General features: G+C 70.2%; 22 protein-coding genes and 1 pseudogene. 11 read left to right on the plus strand and 12 right to left on the minus strand.

Annotated elements, in window-relative coordinates; translation table 11 throughout:
* Positions 1-35: 35 nt before the first annotated feature.
* Both ACQPZO_RS22620 and ACQPZO_RS22625 read right to left on the minus strand, forming a co-directional pair.
* A complete protein-coding gene (locus tag ACQPZO_RS22620) occupies positions 36-992 on the minus strand; it encodes a hypothetical protein (protein WP_433343764.1) in 957 nt (318 codons plus the stop codon).
* Entirely contained in the window at positions 986-1,312 is a 327-nt protein-coding gene (locus ACQPZO_RS22625; RefSeq protein ID WP_433343766.1) for a PadR family transcriptional regulator, read from the minus strand. Before ACQPZO_RS22625 ends, ACQPZO_RS22620 begins: the two co-directional genes overlap by 7 nt.
* Before the next feature lie 69 nt (positions 1,313-1,381).
* Here ACQPZO_RS22625 and ACQPZO_RS22630 point away from each other — a divergent pair, with 69 nt between their 5' ends.
* The 3 genes from ACQPZO_RS22630 (at position 1,382) to ACQPZO_RS22640 (ending at position 4,015) form a co-directional block, all read left to right on the plus strand.
* Complete coding sequence (locus tag ACQPZO_RS22630; protein WP_433343768.1) at positions 1,382-1,693, plus strand: hypothetical protein; 312 nt, start codon at positions 1,382-1,384, stop codon at positions 1,691-1,693.
* Between the two features lie 110 nt (positions 1,694-1,803).
* Positions 1,804-2,268 carry a hypothetical protein gene (locus tag ACQPZO_RS22635; RefSeq protein WP_433343769.1) on the plus strand — a complete coding sequence of 155 codons (465 nt, stop codon included), beginning with the start codon at positions 1,804-1,806 and terminating at the stop codon, positions 2,266-2,268.
* A gap of 235 nt (positions 2,269-2,503) precedes the next feature.
* Positions 2,504-4,015, plus strand: coding sequence for a SulP family inorganic anion transporter (locus ACQPZO_RS22640; RefSeq protein ID WP_433343771.1), 1,512 nt, complete (start codon positions 2,504-2,506; stop codon positions 4,013-4,015).
* Positions 4,016-4,039: 24 nt separating this feature from the next.
* Here ACQPZO_RS22640 and ACQPZO_RS22645 read toward each other — a convergent pair whose 3' ends face one another.
* Positions 4,040-4,414 carry a nuclear transport factor 2 family protein gene (locus ACQPZO_RS22645; protein WP_433343772.1) on the minus strand — a complete coding sequence of 125 codons (375 nt, stop codon included), beginning with the start codon at positions 4,412-4,414 and terminating at the stop codon, positions 4,040-4,042.
* A gap of 245 nt (positions 4,415-4,659) precedes the next feature.
* Here ACQPZO_RS22645 and ACQPZO_RS22650 point away from each other — a divergent pair, with 245 nt between their 5' ends.
* Positions 4,660-5,031 (plus strand): DUF4259 domain-containing protein, encoded by a 372-nt coding sequence (locus ACQPZO_RS22650; protein ID WP_433343774.1) that lies wholly within the window; start codon positions 4,660-4,662, stop codon positions 5,029-5,031.
* A 12-nt stretch (positions 5,032-5,043) separates the two neighbouring features.
* On the opposite strand, the gene ACQPZO_RS22655 is transcribed toward ACQPZO_RS22650, so the two are convergent.
* Both ACQPZO_RS22655 and ACQPZO_RS22660 read right to left on the minus strand, forming a co-directional pair.
* Entirely contained in the window at positions 5,044-5,364 is a 321-nt protein-coding gene (locus ACQPZO_RS22655) for a hypothetical protein (RefSeq protein WP_433343776.1), read from the minus strand.
* Positions 5,339-5,668, minus strand: a complete 330-nt coding sequence (locus tag ACQPZO_RS22660; protein ID WP_433343777.1) for a flavin reductase — start codon at positions 5,666-5,668, stop codon at positions 5,339-5,341. Before ACQPZO_RS22660 ends, ACQPZO_RS22655 begins: the two co-directional genes overlap by 26 nt.
* Positions 5,669-6,085: 417 nt before the next feature.
* Here ACQPZO_RS22660 and ACQPZO_RS22665 point away from each other — a divergent pair, with 417 nt between their 5' ends.
* Positions 6,086-6,331 (plus strand): GntR family transcriptional regulator, encoded by a 246-nt coding sequence (locus tag ACQPZO_RS22665; RefSeq protein ID WP_433343779.1) that lies wholly within the window; start codon positions 6,086-6,088, stop codon positions 6,329-6,331.
* Positions 6,332-6,505: 174 nt separating this feature from the next.
* Here ACQPZO_RS22665 and ACQPZO_RS22670 read toward each other — a convergent pair whose 3' ends face one another.
* The 5 genes from ACQPZO_RS22670 to ACQPZO_RS22690 all read right to left on the minus strand — a co-directional run bounded on the left by ACQPZO_RS22670 (position 6,506) and on the right by ACQPZO_RS22690 (position 9,956).
* Positions 6,506-7,069, minus strand: coding sequence for a hypothetical protein (locus tag ACQPZO_RS22670; protein ID WP_433343780.1), 564 nt, complete (start codon positions 7,067-7,069; stop codon positions 6,506-6,508).
* Positions 7,070-7,396: 327 nt separating this feature from the next.
* Positions 7,397-8,023: a class I SAM-dependent methyltransferase gene (locus ACQPZO_RS22675; protein ID WP_433343782.1), complete on the minus strand. Its 627-nt coding sequence runs from the start codon at positions 8,021-8,023 to the stop codon at positions 7,397-7,399.
* Positions 8,024-8,211: 188 nt separating this feature from the next.
* Positions 8,212-8,430 carry a hypothetical protein gene (locus tag ACQPZO_RS22680; protein ID WP_350882678.1) on the minus strand — a complete coding sequence of 73 codons (219 nt, stop codon included), beginning with the start codon at positions 8,428-8,430 and terminating at the stop codon, positions 8,212-8,214.
* A 223-nt stretch (positions 8,431-8,653) separates the two neighbouring features.
* Complete coding sequence (locus ACQPZO_RS22685) at positions 8,654-9,412, minus strand: hypothetical protein (RefSeq protein ID WP_433343784.1); 759 nt, start codon at positions 9,410-9,412, stop codon at positions 8,654-8,656.
* 124 nt (positions 9,413-9,536) lie between these two features.
* Complete coding sequence (locus ACQPZO_RS22690) at positions 9,537-9,956, minus strand: hypothetical protein (RefSeq protein WP_433343786.1); 420 nt, start codon at positions 9,954-9,956, stop codon at positions 9,537-9,539.
* Between the two features lie 128 nt (positions 9,957-10,084).
* On the opposite strand from ACQPZO_RS22690, the pseudogene ACQPZO_RS22695 reads away from it, so the two are divergent.
* The 6 genes and pseudogenes from ACQPZO_RS22695 to ACQPZO_RS22720 all read left to right on the plus strand — a co-directional run.
* A pseudogene (locus ACQPZO_RS22695) lies at positions 10,085-10,228 on the plus strand (GntR family transcriptional regulator); the annotation flags it as partial.
* A 222-nt stretch (positions 10,229-10,450) separates the two neighbouring features.
* Entirely contained in the window at positions 10,451-10,870 is a 420-nt protein-coding gene (locus tag ACQPZO_RS22700; RefSeq protein ID WP_433343788.1) for a hypothetical protein, read from the plus strand.
* Positions 10,871-11,451: 581 nt separating this feature from the next.
* The gene (locus tag ACQPZO_RS22705) at positions 11,452-11,898 is read left to right on the plus strand and encodes a hypothetical protein (protein WP_433343790.1); all 447 of its coding nucleotides are present in this window, start codon (positions 11,452-11,454) and stop codon (positions 11,896-11,898) included.
* 161 nt (positions 11,899-12,059) lie between these two features.
* Entirely contained in the window at positions 12,060-12,833 is a 774-nt protein-coding gene (locus ACQPZO_RS22710; RefSeq protein WP_433343791.1) for a phosphotransferase, read from the plus strand.
* A gap of 164 nt (positions 12,834-12,997) precedes the next feature.
* Positions 12,998-13,495, plus strand: a complete 498-nt coding sequence (locus tag ACQPZO_RS22715) for a YcxB family protein (RefSeq protein WP_433343793.1) — start codon at positions 12,998-13,000, stop codon at positions 13,493-13,495.
* 136 nt (positions 13,496-13,631) lie between these two features.
* Complete coding sequence (locus ACQPZO_RS22720; protein WP_433343795.1) at positions 13,632-14,039, plus strand: hypothetical protein; 408 nt, start codon at positions 13,632-13,634, stop codon at positions 14,037-14,039.
* 141 nt (positions 14,040-14,180) lie between these two features.
* On the opposite strand, the gene ACQPZO_RS22725 is transcribed toward ACQPZO_RS22720, so the two are convergent.
* A complete protein-coding gene (locus ACQPZO_RS22725; protein WP_433343797.1) occupies positions 14,181-14,993 on the minus strand; it encodes an aminoglycoside phosphotransferase family protein in 813 nt (270 codons plus the stop codon).
* A 140-nt stretch (positions 14,994-15,133) separates the two neighbouring features.
* On the minus strand, positions 15,134-15,550 hold the full coding sequence (locus tag ACQPZO_RS22730; RefSeq protein ID WP_433343798.1) for an NUDIX domain-containing protein: 417 nt from the start codon (positions 15,548-15,550) through the stop codon (positions 15,134-15,136).
* Between the last annotated feature and the right edge of the window lie 369 nt (positions 15,551-15,919).

Consider the following 15,919-nt stretch of genomic DNA (forward strand, 5'->3'; position numbering starts at 1 on the left):
CGCTCGATCGCTCCGGGGCCGCACCGCGTCCGACGTCAGGCCGGGACGGGCACGGTCGCGTCGGCCGGCACCCGCCCGGTCGACCGGGCGGCGCGGATGGCGTACGCGAGCGCGTACGGCGTGCACGCGAGGTAGAGGTACGGCGCGATCAGCGCCTGGTCGGTTATCAGGAACATCTCCGAGCCGGTCGGCCGGGGCAGGCCGAACGCCCAGTCGGTGAGGCAGACGAACAGCCACAGGGGCGCCGAGACGTAGCTCACCGTGTCGTCCTGGGGCACCCCGTCGATGACCGTCGGCAGGCCGTTCGGGATCTGGCTCACCACGGCGAGCACCACGGCCAGGTCGGCCACCACGAGCGCGCCGAACACGCCGAGCAGCCAGGCGGCCCGGACCCGGCCCCGGGCGGCCAGCCGGCCCGCGCCCCACAGCACCGGGACCAGGCCGGCCAGCCAGAGCAGCAGCCCCGGCGCGTGCGGAGGAAGGTCGTCGGGCCGTACGCCGGCCGCGAAGCCGGTGGCGAGCAGGACGGGCCCGATGGGGAGGACGACGCCGAGCGCGACGCGCAGCGGCCCCGCGAGCGCGGTACGGCGGGCCCAGCGCGCCACGAGGACGGCCAGCGGCACCGCCAGCCCGGCGGTCAGGACGGTCCACACCGGCAACTGTGCCTGCGTCGACCAGCTCACCCGCTGCGACAGCGCGTCGCTGACCAGCGCGCCGAGGACGACGGCCGCGACGCCGGCCAGCGGGGCGAGCAGCAGCGGCAGTGCGGTGGTGCGCAGCCGCCGGTCGACGGGTGCGCGCTCGGCCAGCGGCGTGCCGGGGCGGCTGGCGGCGAGGCTCGCCGCGTACCGGAGCATCCGGGCCGGTCGCCCCTCGGCGGCGAGGACGTGCAGCTCGGCGGCCCACTCTCGGTGCAGGTCGGCGCGCAGCTCGGCGGGCCAGCGCCGGGCGGCGATCCGCAGCAGGGAGTCAGCGAGTCGGCGGGTCACCATGCCGGCGCCTCCATCGCCCCGCCCCGGGCCGGCCGTGCCTCGGGCGCCAGGGCGCGCAGCTCGGCGAGCGCCTGCCGGGCCGAGGTGACGCCCTCGGGGGTGAGCCGGTAGTAGCGCCGTGCGGGTCGGCCGGCGGCGGCCGGGTCGATCTCCTCCCAGTCGGCGGTCAGCCAGCCGGCCCCCTGGAGCCGGTGCAGCACCGGATAGAGGGTGCCGCTGGGCAGGCCGGTCAGCTTCATCAGGTCGAGGCCGTAGCGCTCGGCGCCGGGCTCGGCCAGCAGGGCGGCGAGCACCTTCGCCACCGGGATCGTCATCCGCATGGCGGCACTATATCGGAAGTCTACATAGGGTCTCGTCCCGTACGCCGACCCGGCGGACACAATGGCGGGGTGACAGACCCCCCTCCCCCGCCCCTGACGCTGCAGGTCTACTGCCGGGCAGAGGTCGTGGTGACCGACCCCGAGGCGCTCGTCGCGTACGCCGTGGCCGACCTGCGCGACGCGGACATCGACTGGCCGCAGGAGGAGGACGACCTCGACACGGCGGTCCAGGAGTTGCGGGCCGACATCACCGCGTGCCTCGCCTCGGCCATGGACCTCAACGTGATCGTCGAGGGTGTGCCCGGGGTCGAGTTCCGGGGCGGGCTGTGCTGGGCGGAGTTCGGTCCGGCCCGGGAGCCGTTTCACCCGCCGACCCCGTAGCACCCCGGTTCACCTGCTGAAACGGGCGTAACCGACGCCCCCGACGGCGGGTTGATCCCCATGACGTGGGCGAATGCCCGCGGGCACGCGTCACGGCCTGGGGGTGAGCGGTGCAGCGCAGACTTCTCTCCCTCGCCCCGCTGCTCGCCTGCGTGCTCCTGTTGCACCTCGGCTTCGCCTTCGCCACGGCGCTCCCCGGACCCGCCACGACCCACGACCGGGTTTCGGGCACCACGCTGCCCCGGACCGATCTGCCGGTCCGCACGACGCGAGATGGCGTCGCGTCGCGGGCCGATTCGGTACGGCTCGAAGCGCACCTCCCCGTGACCACCCTCGCCGCGCCGGCCGGGCAGTCGCCGAAGCGGACCGTGGTGGCGAACTTCGACGGTAAGGCGTGCGGCTCGGTCACCCGCTCCGGGCGCAACAACCCGACGACCGACCGCCGCGACCCGGGGGGCCAGGAGACGTGCGCGCCGCCCGACGCGCCGCTGCGCCGGGCCAACATCGCCGACGGGCGTCCGCTGAGCACGGTCACAGGCCCCGACCCGATCCGGTCGAGCGTCCTGCGCTGCTGACCGGCGCGCGCCGCGAGTCCCGGCCGCACCCGCCCACCCACCGCCGTCCCGAGCCGCTGCCGGGCGGGCGGCAGCAGCGGCGGCGCAGACCCGACCGGCCGGAGCGGCCCCCGCACACCCGTCGACCACGCGCGCCCCACCGACCCGTACCGCCGACCGAAGCTGGCGGTGCGCCCGGCCTCACGCCGAGGTGGCGCGCCTCCGTTGCTCGCCCCGCCGCCTCCCGGAGTGGACCATGCCGTTTCCCGCCCAGCCCTGGCGCACTCTCCGTGCCGACCTGCCCGCCTCCATCGTCGTCTTCCTCGTCGCGTTGCCGCTCTGCGTGGGCATCGCCGTCGCCTCCGGCGTACCCGCCGAACTGGGCCTGGTCACCGGCGTGGTCGGCGGCCTGGTCGTGGGGTTCATGCCCGGCAGCAGCATGCAGGTCAGCGGCCCGGCGGCCGGGCTGACCGTGCTGGTCGCCGAGGCCGTGGACCGCTACGGACTGGCCGGCCTCGGCACGATCGTGCTGGTCGCCGGGCTGCTCCAGGTCGGCCTCGGGCTGCTGCGGCTGGGTCGCTGGTTCCGGGCCATCTCCGTGGCCGTGGTGCAGGGCATGCTTGCCGGCATCGGCCTGCTGCTCATCGTCGGGCAGCTCTACGTCCTGGCCGGCGCCGCCACGCCGCACACCGGGCCGGGCAAGTTCACCGGCCTGCCCGGCCTGGTGGGCGACCTCGTCGCGTCCACCACGGCACAGGTCTCGCTCTGCGTCGGCGTCGCCACCATCGTGGTCATGGTGCTTTGGGACGCCCTACCCGGCCGGCTGGGGACGGTCCCCGGCGCGCTGGTCGCCGTCGCCGGGGCGGCCGGGGCCACCGCCGCGCTCGGGCTGCCGGTGGACACGATCAGCGTCGAGGGCCTGCTCGAGGCGGTACGACCCTCGCTCGGGCACTGGGGCACGTTGGCGGACGTCGGCGTGCTCGCCACCATCGCGACGTTCACCCTGGTCGCCTCGGCGGAGAGCCTGTTCAGCGCGGCGGCGGTCGACCGGCTGCACCAGGGGCCGCGCACCGACTTCGACAGGGAACTCGTGGCGCAGGGCACCGGCAACACCGTCTGCGGCCTGCTGGGCGCGCTGCCGATGACGGCAGTCATCGTACGCAGCTCCGCGAACGTGCGGGCCGGCGCGCGGACGAAGGCGTCCCGGGTGCTGCACGGGGTGTGGCTGCTGCTGTTCGCCGCCGCCGCGCCCGGCCTGCTCGGGCTGATCCCGCTGCCCGCGCTCGCGGCCGTGCTCGTCCACGCCGGGGTGAAGCTGCTGCCGCTGCGGGCCGTGCCGCAGCTGTGGCGGGGGCAGCACCAGGGCGAGGTGGTGGTGCTGGCGGTGACCGCCACGGCCATCCTCACCATGGACATGTTCGTCGGCGTGCTCGTCGGCCTCGGCCTGGCCATCGTCAAGACGGCGTGGGAGACGTCCCACGTGCGGGTCACCGTGCAGGACGGCCGGGCCGGGCCGATCGACGTGACGATCTCCGGGAACGCGACGTTCCTGCGGCTGCCCACCATCCTCACCACGCTGAACGGGCTGCCGTCCGACCGGACCGTACGGCTGGACCTGCGCGGCCTGCGGCACGTGGACCTCGCCTGCCGGTCGGCGCTGGACTCCTGGATCGAGACGCACAACGGCAACGCGGGGGTGTCCGTGCAGATCGTCGCGCCGCGCCCGGCCGAGGACGACCGGCCCCGGACGGTCGACGCCACCGAGTGACCCGACCCGCCGGCCGGGCCGGGCTCAGACCGCGCTGATGTGGGCCGCCAGGATCCGCCAGCCGCGATCGCCGTACGTCCACGTCCTGGTGTACCGGAGCCTCGCCGTGACCGGGACGCCACCGAAGGTCCCCGTCACCCGGCCCAGGAAGAACGTCACCCCGGTCGTCCCCTCGACGATGAGGTCCAGTTCCTCCTCCACCAGCTCGTCGATGACGGAGGTCCGGTCGCGGTGGGCGATCAGGTCGTCCTGCTTGGTGAACCTGTTCCCGTCCGGGCCGAAGGCGATCAGGCGCTCGTCGAGCAGCCCGTCGAGGGCGGCCACGTCCCCCGCCCGTTGGGCGGCCTGAAGCCGACGCTCGGCGTCGAGCAGCTCGGCCTCGAGTTCGCTGTCCGGCATCGTGCCATCCTCCTCGGGACGGACCTCGTCGGCAAGCCCGGTCGCTGCCCGAGGCGCCGTCGCTCGGCCGCCGGCCGTCCGGCCCGCCCCGGCGTACCGGTGGTTCGGGACGACGACCGGGCCCCGACGTCACGACCCTATGCGAGTCGCCCGGGCCGCACGGGACAACCGGCGGCCCGGGAGGACCGTCGGTGGGACCTGCTTGAATACCGGTCGGATTCGAGAACGAAGAGGGTGCGGACACCATGGGAACCTGGGGCAGCGGGAACTTCGACGACGACACGGCGGCCGACCATCTGACGGACCTGACCAACCGGCTGATCGCCGAGGTCACCGAGGCGATGTCCGGCGACCCGACCGGAATCGAGCCGGACGACTACTGGGGCGTCGCGGTGCCCTGCAACCTGGAACTGCTCCACCTCGTCGCGCGGCAGAACTACGTCGGGGCCATCCTGCCCGACCCGGCCACCATCGCCGCCTGGAAGACCCGGTTCCTGGCCGTCTGGGACGAGACGATCGACGGCCTGGAGCCCGGCCCGGAGTACCGGGAACAGCGGCGCGAGGTCCTCGTACGCACCTTCGACCAGCTGGCCGAGCTGGCGAGCAGCAAGAGCTGACGCGGTCGCCGTCTATCGGCGTACCGGTTGGCGTGTGCCCGGCGCAGGGGCGGGCCTGCGGCCCGGGGTTGCCGGCCGCTGGTTGGTCCGGCGCGGGGCCGGCGCGGCCGGCCGGCGCATGAGCTGGAGGCCCGCCGGCTGCACGAAGAGGTCCCGTTTCTCGACAGCGTTGCCGCGCTCGTCGAGCGAGTAGCCGTGCAGCCAGGTCCAGCCGTCGTAGGTGACCCACTCCGTGACCACCCGGATCACGCGGAACATCACCGGCCGGACGAACTGCACCGACGCGGCCCGGGTGACCAGCACGACGTCACCCGGGGAGGGCAGGCCGTCCACCGGCTCCCCCTTCCGGCGAGGCCCCGCCACCGGCTCCGCCCGGCCGGTCATCCACGCTCGGGCGGTCGAGCGGGCGTCCGCACCAGCCGAGGAACCGATCGGTGATCTCGGCGAGTTCGACGTCGACCAGATCCACGCGGGCGTCGCGGAGGTAGGGCGTCAGATAGTTGCGCAGCAGACGTACGTCGCAGCGGCACAGGTCCTTGAGCTGCCGTTTGCGGGTGTGGCAGGGCCACGGATCACCGCAGGTCACGCAGGTCCACTCCGGCCGCACGGGGCCGTGCAACGCCGCCAGTCCGCTCATCGGGTACGCCCAGCAGCACGCCGCCGGTCCGCTGGGCTCGGCCAGTGCCCGGCGTCGCGGGCCCTCATTCGACTCTCGTCCGTCGTCCGTCTCCGCGACTGACCAGCACCGCCCCGGAAAACCCGCCGGACGATCGTCACCCAGATCGAGCGCCGCCAGAGGCAAGGCCCACCCATGGTCAACCCTTTCGACGACAGGAGGTAGTGGGCCGCTGTGGAGCAGGCGAGCCGCCCGTCCACAGCGGATGACCGACACCTCGGAGTGCTGAAGTCCAGGAGCGATCGGTCACTGTCTCACTGTATCCACTGTCTCAGTGTAGTCAAGTTTTCACTGTGCTCACTTGCTCGGCTTGCTGGCTTGTCCACCCGCGCCCGGACCTGGAAGCATGATCTTCGCTGAAGTCCAGGAGAGCTGATCATGGCAACCAGACCGCCGCACTACCGACGCGTGGCCGACGACATCGAGCAGAGAATCAGATCCGGCGAATACCCGGGCGGGCACCAGTTGCCCTCGGTCTCCGAACTGGGCGAGATCTACAACATCGCGCGGTCCACGGCGTACCGGGCCGTGAAGGAGCTGCACACGCGCAACCTGGTGTACGGGCAGCAGGGCCAGGGCGTCTTCGTGACGGACGAACCGGAGACGCACGAACCGCAGGACTGAGCGCGATCGACAACCGCCGGAAACCGGGCCAACAGGGGCCGCCACCGTCTCGGGCGAGATGGCGCAGATGGTGGCCGGCGATGCGGGACGTCGCGTCCTTTTGGCGGGCGGTCGGACGAGCGGATTTGGAGGGCGCGGCGCTTATCCCCGGGCACCTGTCCCGGTCGGCACCGGCTAGACGATCAGGGTGTCGAACCGGCCCTCGCGGCGACGGACGTGCCCGCGCCAGCCGGCGAGCAGTGCGATGACGGTCCAGCCGGCGGCACCGGCGACCAGCGCCACCAGCCTCCCACGGGAGTCGACTCGATCGGCGGCCCGGAGCGGGACCACCCCGTCCGGATCGGTGAGCACGACCAGGGTGTCGCCGACCTGGTAGCCGTGGTTCCTGCCCCGATAGATCATTGGTTCATCGAGCGGCCCGTCCTCGCCCCGGAGGGTGAACGCGTGTCGCTTACCGGCGACCTCGACGTTGACGATGGTCACCTGCTGACGGACGCCGCGCTCCTCCAGCACCGCCTCGGGGGCGAACTGCACCGACCCCACGAGGACGAACAGGGCGGGAACCATCGCGAGGAAGGCCAGCCACGCCGCCCGGTGCAACACGCCCACGACCGACGCGAAGACGACGCAGAGGGCGAGGCCGGCGATGATCGGCACCGCCTTCGGCCAGCCGACCGTGGCGTACGCGACGGCGGTACTCAGCCCGACGACGGCCAGGCCGAGCAGCACCACCAGCATGGTCCTCCGGACCGACCTGCCGGCCGACCAGGCGCCCGCCGCCGGAACGCGACCGGTCGGGGGCCCTCCGGGGTGGGGGAATCCGTACGGATACGGGTTGTGTCCGGCCGGCCCCGGCCGGGCGGCTCGCCCGTCGACTGGTTGCCAGGGGCCAGACTGCATTCGGCCTGGTGGGGTGGGGTGTGCGGGCACGGCAAGATCGTAACAGCGACCCCGATACCCGCCCGCTGCGAGCCGAGGTCACGACTGGAGACACACGTCACGCGCCGATGCCGACGAGGCACGCAGCGGACGCTCCCCGGATCGCGGAACGCCCGACCCACCCGATCAGTTCACCGGTCGCCGCGCCCAGAACAGGGTGTGCCCGCTCGCGCCCTCAGGGACGAATTCCTCTGCCGTGATCGTCAGTCCGGCCCGCCGTAGCCAGGACCGGTAGGTGGGGGCGTCCGCCTGGCTCCACCACATGGCGGCTGCACCGCCGAGCCAGGCCTCCTCGGTGCCGGTCCACGCGTCGTGGCCGACGGTGGTCAGCAGCCAGCCGCCGGGGCGTAGCCACCTCGCGATCCGTTCGACCAGACGCGGCTGGTCGGGCAGGGGCATGTGGATGAGGGCGTAGAGGCAGACCACGGCGTCGAACGACTCCGGTGCCAGGTCGAGCCGGGTGGCGTCCGCGCGCAGGAAGGTGGCGGTGGGCACCAGGCGGCGGGCCCGTCCGATCTGCACGTCGCTGATGTCGATGCCGGTGACCTGGTGCCCGGCGTGGGCAAGGAAGCGGGCGACCGGCACGCCGCAGCCACAGCCGAGGTCGAGGACCGCAGCCGAGGCCGGCAGGCGCTCGTGCAGGTCGGCGAGCCAGGGCGCATACTGACCGTCGTCGGCCTTATCCGCACGGTAGTGGTAGGAGAGCGCGTCGTACCCCCGTCGGACCAGGCCCCGCTCGTCGTCGCCATCCATCCTGGTGAGACTACGAGTCCCGATGCCGCCGGCCCACGGCGATGGCAGGTAGTGGAGTCGGCCGTTCGGGGACGCCAACGATCCCGTTCCGCGTGCCCGTACAGCCGGTTGGCCGCACGCCCACGGGCTACCGCCCCGCGTGCGGCCTCCGACCACTGCCGCTACCGTCAGTTTGACTGATGCGACGCTCAGTGAGGCAGCTCGCGCCAGGTCGGGCTACTCCCGCGCCAGGCCCCGGCGAGGATGCTCGCCGAGCTGCGGCTGGAACACTCCAACACCTTCGAACGGCCCTGCGCACCACCGATCTGCGCCTGAACTTCCCAGCGCTGACCATCAGTACGGATGTAGATGTCGCGACGTCCCCGCGGCGTCGCCTCCCCATTCCACCAATGCTCCTCGACGTTCACCTCGCGACCGTACCAGGAGTCGCCAGTACCGCCAGGATCGTGTCCCTGCCGCCCGCCCCGGACCAGCCCCCGCAGCCGCACCCCGACCCCTCGCCCACTCCTGGTTCTGTGCGTCGCAGAGTCCTCGCTCAGCACGAGCAAGCGGGGTCTGACCTGCGGCCCGATCCGTCCGTCGGTGTCACCGCATGAGGCTGGTGCGTCCCACTGGTGCTTGACGGTTGGTCTAGGGATTGTCGTCCGGGTACGGGGCACCAGTCCCGCCGGCCAGCCGGGCAAGGAGCCGGCGGTACTCGTCGGGTGTGCCGATCGCGGCGCGGTGTTCGGCGTGCTCGGCGTAATGGCGAATGACGTCGGCGATGAACCATGGATGCACGGTGTCGATCCGCAGCCGCTTCTTCGGGCCAAGTCCTCGACGGCTCACTCGGCGAGGATGCGAGTAGGACAACGTGAGCTGTTGGGCGCGCAGCGACGGCCGCTGCGGATGCCCGGCTTGCAGGGCGTCCCAGGGCACGAACAGAGAGCTTTGAGTCGTCCGCACTTCGACGCCCTCGGAGCGCAGGCGCAGGTGGGCACCCCGCCAGGCGTCGATGACGCGGAGCACGACCAGGAGGGCCAACACCAAGCACGAAAACAGCGACCAGGCGAGATCCTGACCTGAGGAGGACGACAGTATGGCGATCGGCATGCACAGCAGAACGACGTACGCGGCGGCGAAGTACACGTCGGTCGCGCTTGGAGGGGCCTGAAAGGCCCGGCGCTGCGAGTCGACGACCAGCACGGCCGGACGGGATCGCCCCCAGCTCAGCACGGACAGCACCAGCAGTGTCACAGCGGAGCCGACCACGACAGCGAACAGGTCGACCGTCTTCGGGCTGCCCTCCTGAAGCAGGAGCGCCAGGGCCAACGCAGCAGTCGCGATCATCACGATGACGAGGATCGGGCGGCGGCGCCGGACCACGAAGGCGTCGATCATGGCAAGCACGACCACACGGTACGTACGGGATGCAACGGCCTCGGCAGGACGGATAGCCCCCTTCAACCCACCGTGGTTGAACTAGGACGGAGCCGGACCCCGACCACCGTGGGCCGTCGCCGCGTCGTCGGGGTCACCCGACTCGCAGGTACTGCTCCATGCGGACCCGGAGTGCCTGTCGCCGTGCGCTCTTCACCGTCATGGCGTACGCCGACTTGTCGTACGCGCCGACCTTCAGCAGGTCCAGGTCGCCGTAGGAAAAAATGACGTCGTAGAACGGCGCCAGCACCTCGTCGGTGTACCGGAACTGCGCAATCAACACCTGCAACGGCGTACCGAACTTGTTCGCGACCCCGTTGACATCGGCACCTCCGTCGATCAGCCGCCGGAGCACCGGAGCCTCGAACGCGGGATCGAGCGCCGCACTGCCGAGCATTGCGTGCAAGGTGTTCACCCCGTCGGCAGCGGTCGACCGGGCGTCGGCTCCGTCATCGAGAAGCACGGCCGCGATGCCCGCGCGGGCCGCCGGAACCACGTTGGTCAGGGCAGCCATCAGGACGCTGCGTCCCTTAACCTCGGCGTTCGCCTGCGCGGAGTCGTACCCTCCAGGAATGCGTCAAGTGAGCGCCGCTGCGCTTCGAACACGATGTCCACCCGCACCCTCCTCGGAGCGAACCTACAGCACCGGGCAGGAGGCTGCCGTCGCAGCACGACCTCATCAAGCGGCTCAGCGTCGCCCGCGAGACGATCAAGGCAGCCCTACGGAAGCTGCGAGAAGACCGGCTGATCGTGACCCGTCAGGGCAGCGGCACCGTTGGGCGATCCGTGTGTGTGAACCGGGTTGGCTCCGGGTGGGGTGGAACGAAGGTGGCCAACGCGGCGACCCGCAGCGGGCTCGGGCGTCGTAGCGGCGGGGCCGGCCGCTGCGCGGCCGGTCGGTCAGCCCGGCCAGTCCCAGCCAGGCGAACCGACGCCGCAGGCGTCGCGCGTCGGGGCGAGGCGACGCCGCGCTGATAGGGTCGAGGAGCGGCCGGACGCGGAGGACATGTGGAGCGCGGCGAGGTTTGGTGGGCTCAGATCGACGAGAAGCGGCCCGTCGTGCTGCTCTCGGGGGGTGCGGGGCCGGAGTTCCGGGCCATGCAGATCGTCGAACCGGCCACCCCGGCGCAGAGGCTCGGGTTCGTCCTGATGTCTGGTGAGCAGGCGGTCGACGCCGACGAGCTGCGCCGGATCGTCAAGGAGGCCGGGCCGGACCCGCGCGCTATCGGCATCGAGGTCTTCTTCGGAGCCGAGGAGGGCCTGGGGGAGAGCGGCGTGGTTCGCGTGGCGCTGCCCAAGGACGGGAAGATCTTCTGCACCTGGAGCACGACCATCAGCGAGGAGTACCTGATCGAGCGGATCGGCACCCTCTCCCCGGCCAAGCAGCACGAGCTGGACGTCGCCCTGGAGCTCGCCGGCGGGGAGTAACCCCGCCTCGGCGGTCCAGTGCGACCATCGACGCTTGGACATAGAACCAGCTCAGAACCTTGTTCGAGGCTCTGAGCTGGTGGGCGACGAACGAGTCGACCGGTAGGCCGGATTATGGATCTGACACCCGCTCTGGTCGGGCGTTTCCGTCACGGAGCAGGGCCTCAGGGCGTCGCCAGGGCGTCAGAACTTCTTACTGAAGTTGCACCGTCGTCCGGCTCCGCCATCCTTGCCTCCCGGCAGCCATGCCAGCAGCCATGGACATGGGCGAAGGTTAATGGAGGCATCTCCCGCGCCACGGCCGAGAGCCATGCGCGTGAGGCCTGACCTGCGATCCGCAGAGGACCCAACGCGACGTTGGCGCAGAGAGGCGGAGAATCCTCGAAGGCCACGCAACATTCGCTCAAATGGTCCTCTTTGGACTGGCGCGCGACACACGTCCGCCAACTGATCTGCGCCGACTCAACACGCTGATCGCGGCATGGGCGGATGACCGCCGATGCCGGGCGTGCTCTGACAGGTGCACTGAGGCTGCCGGGCGTGGGCTCTCAAGGTCGATGCCGAGCGTGTACGTTGCGCCGATGAGTCCACAGGATCAGGCCTCGGCCGCCTCGTTCGGCGGTCGCATAGTGGTGTCGGCGCAGTTGCTGTTGCTGACGATGTATCTGATCGGCAGCTTCGGTGTGCTGCTCGTAGCCGCACTGCACGTCAGGGATCTCCCGGCTGTGCTGGGCCCAGGGGTGGATCGGTTGGGCGACCCGAAGGATTCACTTCCGCCGGTCGGCCCGGACTCGGCGTGGAACCCGCTGCTCTGGGTGTTCGAGCTCGGTCGGGTGCTGGCGATGTTCGTCTACCCGCTCGCTTTCGTGACCTTGGTCCTCGGGCTGGCAGCCCTTATCCGAACCTGGCGGGTCGGCGACCGGAAAGCGTTCGGCTGGCTCGTTGTCAGCTCGGGAGCGTGGTCCGCCCTAGCGGCGCTCGCCCTGACTCCGTACGGCACGCAGCTACACCGCTGGTTGCTCGACTGAGCCTGGCGGAGTTCATTGGACTGGTAGAGGCTGCCGCGACGAAACTGGTGCAGAGCCGGACGGCCGTACGCGCGATGTGGTTCGAGAGTGGCCTCGTCAGCGCGGCGACCTTCGACCAAAATTCGGTATCGTCGCTTCTCGATTCCTGGTACGAACCTCCAATGATCGAAGAAGCCCTGCCGGGCGGCAGGACCGTCGGCGCCGTGCGGATCGGTGATGTCGTCCACAAGTTGGCCTCGCCCTGGACGCCAACGGTGCACGCGTTGTTGCGGCATCTGGAGGATGCCGGTTTCGACGGCGCCCCAAGAGCGCTCGGCTTCGACGACCAGGGCCGTGAGATGATCACCTATCTGCCTGGCGAAACGGTCGGCGACCGGGTTCCCTGGCCCGAGTGGGCCTTCGCCGACTCGACGCTCGTGCAGGTTGGCCAATGGCTGCGGCGCGTCCATGACGCGACGGCCGAATTCACACCTCCTGCGGATGAGCGATGGCTTATCGGTTCCACGATGCAACCCGGGTTGATCGTCGGCCACCAGGATGCGGCTCCCTACAATGCGGTGATGAACGGCGACAAGCTGGTCGGGTTCTTCGACTGGGACACCGCAGGTCCGTCGTCACGGGAATCCGACCTGGCATTCTCAGCGCTCTCCTGGGTGCCGATCCACCCACAGGGGCCGGCCGAGGAATTGGGCTTCCACAACTTCAAGGACCGGTCCCGCCGCCTTCATCTCCTGCTTGACGCCTACGGGTACGACAGCGATCGACACGCCTTCCGGGCCGCGATCGCGCAGCGCGCCCGACGGCAGGCAAGCGTCATTCGTGACATGGCCGAAGCCGCAGACCCCGCTGCGACCGCTCTCCTACCTGTCGCTGGCCACCTCGAAACGGCCGCGGCGGACGTTGAGATGCTGCCGGACGACTTCTGGGCGCGTTGACTCGCGTCCGGTCCGGTCGGCACCCCGGCAGCTCCGCTGTTTCAGTTCAATGCCACGCGAAGCATCCGCTTCTGCCGGTGACAAGGGACGGCCCCCGACGATCCGGTTAGCGGGGCGCGAGTCAGGCGCTGCCCGGTGGCGGGTGGGGGCACTATCGTTCTGGCGTGCACATTCGTTTTGACGTCCCCGCTGATCCCGCCTACCCGGGCCGCGTGGCCGCTGCGCTCAGCAGTGTTCGGTTGCGTAGGTACCGCGATATCGGCGCGGTGCTGGCGGCGGTCGGGGCGATCGGCTTCGCCGTCTCGTGGGGGTTCGCGTGGGGCGAGCGGCTCTCGCCGCTGTGGCTGTCAATGGTGGTGGCTGGCCTGCTGTCGATGCTGTACTCGCCGTGGGTGCGGTGGCGCGCCCGACGCCGCTCCAGTCGCTACGCCGTCGAGGGCGCCTACGACATCACCGACGACAACATCATGATGCGCAGCGGCTCGGAGTCCGGCGGCATCGCCTGGGACGGGGTCGCCGAGGTGAGGGACACCCCTGAGTTCTGGATCGTGTACGTCGGCCGGATGCCGGCGACCGTGATCCCCCGCCGCTTGATGTCCGCAGAGGACGCCGAGACGTTGCGAGCCTATATGGCCAAACGTGGGCTGCTCCAGCTTCGGTGAACTCATTTGCCGCGATCAGCGCGCTGAGGGGTGTCGACATCAGTAGACGGATGACAATGCCGACGTGGCAGTGCGAGCCGACAGGTGATGTGCGACACCTCAGCGCGCCAATCGCGGGCATGACAGGATGCTCGGCATGGGCGCTGCCGGCGAGCATCCCCGTCTGGCGCTGGCGATCAACAGTGACGGCCTACTCCTCGTGCAGGACAGCGTCGGCGCCTGGCTGATTCAAGGCTCTGCCGACAGATTGGTCTACCCGGCCGGAGACCGGCCGGTGTGGCTGCTGCCGTTGCTGGAGCGCACCCCGACCGCGGTCAGAACGTCGCTGTCTCACGTGCCCCTGGCCGAGACGCCCCTACCCAGCCTCGTGCGGTTCGCGCTCACCGCGTGGGGTGAGCACTGGCCGGCACTGGCACTCGGATGGTTGGAGTCTGGCTGGCCGATCCGAGACGTGCTCGACGTGCTAGCCGAGATGAAGGACTCGCGCCAACTCTCCCAGCCGCTTCGCCGCCGAACGCTTTGTCTGTGGCGTCGCAGCACATGACGGACGCCCCTGACAAGGCCGGATCTCGATGGGACAGCGCGGATCGCGGCAGATCCGCGCACTCACCTCGAACCAGTACGGTCGGCGTCACGTCAGCGTGGCAGCGTTGGCGGGGCGGGCAGTTTCACCACCGAGCAGGATTCAGTCGGGTCGTCGGTGAGTTCGTAGAACGTACTCAAGCCGCTGTTCGAGTCGGCTGCGAGCGAGGCCGTCATTGATGTCCAGCCCGGAGTCGCGCCATGGCTGGACGACTTTCGCTGGGTCCGGCAGGTAGCCGACAATGTCCATGACGTTCCAGTACCGGAACTCGTCCTCGTCGTGACGGCCATCGGCCCAGCGGCGGTAAGCGTTCGTGAATCTGGCCCCAGCCTCAACGCCGTGCAACATGGCCAAATAGGTCGCCGCGTGTGCGACGTCCAGGGTCGCCGGCCCCCACGATGTCTCGACCCAGTCCACTACGCCGCTGATGCGCCCTTGCGACCACAGCAGATTTCCCAGATGAAAGTCTCGGTGCAGGAACGTACCGGCATAGGTCGGCACGGGTTGTTCCAGCAGCTCGAACGCCTGATGCCATAACTGTCGCCGCTGTGCCCACGGCGGCATGACTCGTTTGCCCGGCGCCGCCCACGACTGGTACTGCCGTGGCCTGTTCCGCCCAGGCTCGAATTGATGGATGCCTACGAGAACCTGCGCCATTGCCTCCAGGATGCCGTCCGCGGCAGAGGTCAAGCACAGACGCCCGGGCAGCCAGGACATGAGGTGTGCCGGTGCCCCGGCGGTCTCCCCGGACAGATCGAGGGCGATACTTCGAGGCACTGGGATCGATGACCGTTGCAACTGCTGCTGGACGGCCGCCTCTCTGGAAAGCAATCCGGCAGCGTGTCGGCGCCACGGCTCCTTCGTCATCAAGCGGAGTACAGCCTGTTCGCCGTCGTGTCCGGTCAGGCCCAGCATGGTGGACGTCCAACCACCCGTGAGACGTCGCACCCTGGTGATCCGACGCTGCCAAGTCGACTCGACCCAGCGAATCTCAACCTCGGTCGCACTGCCCACAAGTAGCCAATGAGCGTGCACCCCTGGCTTCCGGAGCGATGTCACGTGACGAGCACGGCGGTGAGCATCGAGAGATACGACTCATGGGCGAGACGCAGGCTGTCAAGGTCGGACGTCTCGAACCACGCCACAGCGTCGTGCTCGTCCGGCGCGGCGTTGACGGGTGTTCCGGTCCACCTGTCGACCAACCAGATCTGCATGTCGAACGTCGAGGTCCGGATCTCATGCATCGGCGGGCTGGACGGCTCCGACGCCGTGATTCCCAACTCCTCCCGAAGCTCGCGGACGAGGCTCTCTTTCGGATCCTCTCCCTCCTCAACATGACCACCCGGCAGGTCCCACACGTCGGGATACCAACGGCGTCCGGGGATTCGATGACACAGCAACACCCGATCGCCGTCGCGAAGAACGGCCGTCACAATCCGGACCAAACCGGAGTCGTCAACGGAGATCGTCATCGTCACATTCTGCCCCATGCGGATCTGCCGCCTACCGCGCCGACTGTGTCGCAGATCAGTTGGCGGACGAGCGTCGCGCATCAGTCGACGGAGGACAACATGTGATCCGTCAGCACTGCCGAAACGTTCTCCTTAGGATCAAGGAACCGCGCTCCGCGCGGTGCGGGGCGGCAAGCCCGGCCCAGCCCGCCTACGGCGCCGGGGCGGTGAGCCACCGACAGCCGCCGGGACACCGCCCCACCGCAGGCAGGAACCAGCCACAGAGAGGCCGTGACGGAAGCCGGCGGGTCGGCCTGGTCGCGTGGTCGGGGCTTCCGGCTGCCGTGCCAGTCCAACCCCGGGACTGGCTTGCCATCGGGTCACCGGGTC

This window comes from Micromonospora sp. CA-111912, assembly GCF_050948415.1.
Taxonomy (GTDB): Bacteria; Actinomycetota; Actinomycetes; order Mycobacteriales; family Micromonosporaceae; genus Micromonospora.

Bases quoted from the DNA above. Each gene is read 5' to 3' on its own strand.
- ACQPZO_RS22620 (WP_433343764.1), bottom strand. From the start codon at position 992: ATGGTGACCCGCCGACTCGCTGACTCCCTGCTGCGGATCGCCGCCCGG.
- ACQPZO_RS22625 (WP_433343766.1), bottom strand. From the start codon at position 1,312: ATGCGGATGACGATCCCGGTGGCGAAGGTGCTCGCCGCCCTGCTGGCC.
- ACQPZO_RS22640 (WP_433343771.1), top strand. From the start codon at position 2,504: ATGCCGTTTCCCGCCCAGCCCTGGCGCACTCTCCGTGCCGACCTGCCC.
- ACQPZO_RS22645 (WP_433343772.1), bottom strand. From the start codon at position 4,414: ATGCCGGACAGCGAACTCGAGGCCGAGCTGCTCGACGCCGAGCGTCGG.
- ACQPZO_RS22650 (WP_433343774.1), top strand. From the start codon at position 4,660: ATGGGAACCTGGGGCAGCGGGAACTTCGACGACGACACGGCGGCCGAC.
- ACQPZO_RS22660 (WP_433343777.1), bottom strand. From the start codon at position 5,668: ATGAGCGGACTGGCGGCGTTGCACGGCCCCGTGCGGCCGGAGTGGACC.
- ACQPZO_RS22665 (WP_433343779.1), top strand. From the start codon at position 6,086: ATGGCAACCAGACCGCCGCACTACCGACGCGTGGCCGACGACATCGAG.
- ACQPZO_RS22670 (WP_433343780.1), bottom strand. From the start codon at position 7,069: ATGCTGGTGGTGCTGCTCGGCCTGGCCGTCGTCGGGCTGAGTACCGCC.
- ACQPZO_RS22675 (WP_433343782.1), bottom strand. From the start codon at position 8,023: ATGGATGGCGACGACGAGCGGGGCCTGGTCCGACGGGGGTACGACGCG.
- ACQPZO_RS22690 (WP_433343786.1), bottom strand. From the start codon at position 9,956: ATGGCTGCCCTGACCAACGTGGTTCCGGCGGCCCGCGCGGGCATCGCG.
- ACQPZO_RS22705 (WP_433343790.1), top strand. From the start codon at position 11,452: ATGAGTCCACAGGATCAGGCCTCGGCCGCCTCGTTCGGCGGTCGCATA.
- ACQPZO_RS22710 (WP_433343791.1), top strand. From the start codon at position 12,060: ATGATCGAAGAAGCCCTGCCGGGCGGCAGGACCGTCGGCGCCGTGCGG.
- ACQPZO_RS22720 (WP_433343795.1), top strand. From the start codon at position 13,632: ATGGGCGCTGCCGGCGAGCATCCCCGTCTGGCGCTGGCGATCAACAGT.
- ACQPZO_RS22725 (WP_433343797.1), bottom strand. From the start codon at position 14,993: ATGCTGGGCCTGACCGGACACGACGGCGAACAGGCTGTACTCCGCTTG.
- ACQPZO_RS22730 (WP_433343798.1), bottom strand. From the start codon at position 15,550: ATGACGATCTCCGTTGACGACTCCGGTTTGGTCCGGATTGTGACGGCC.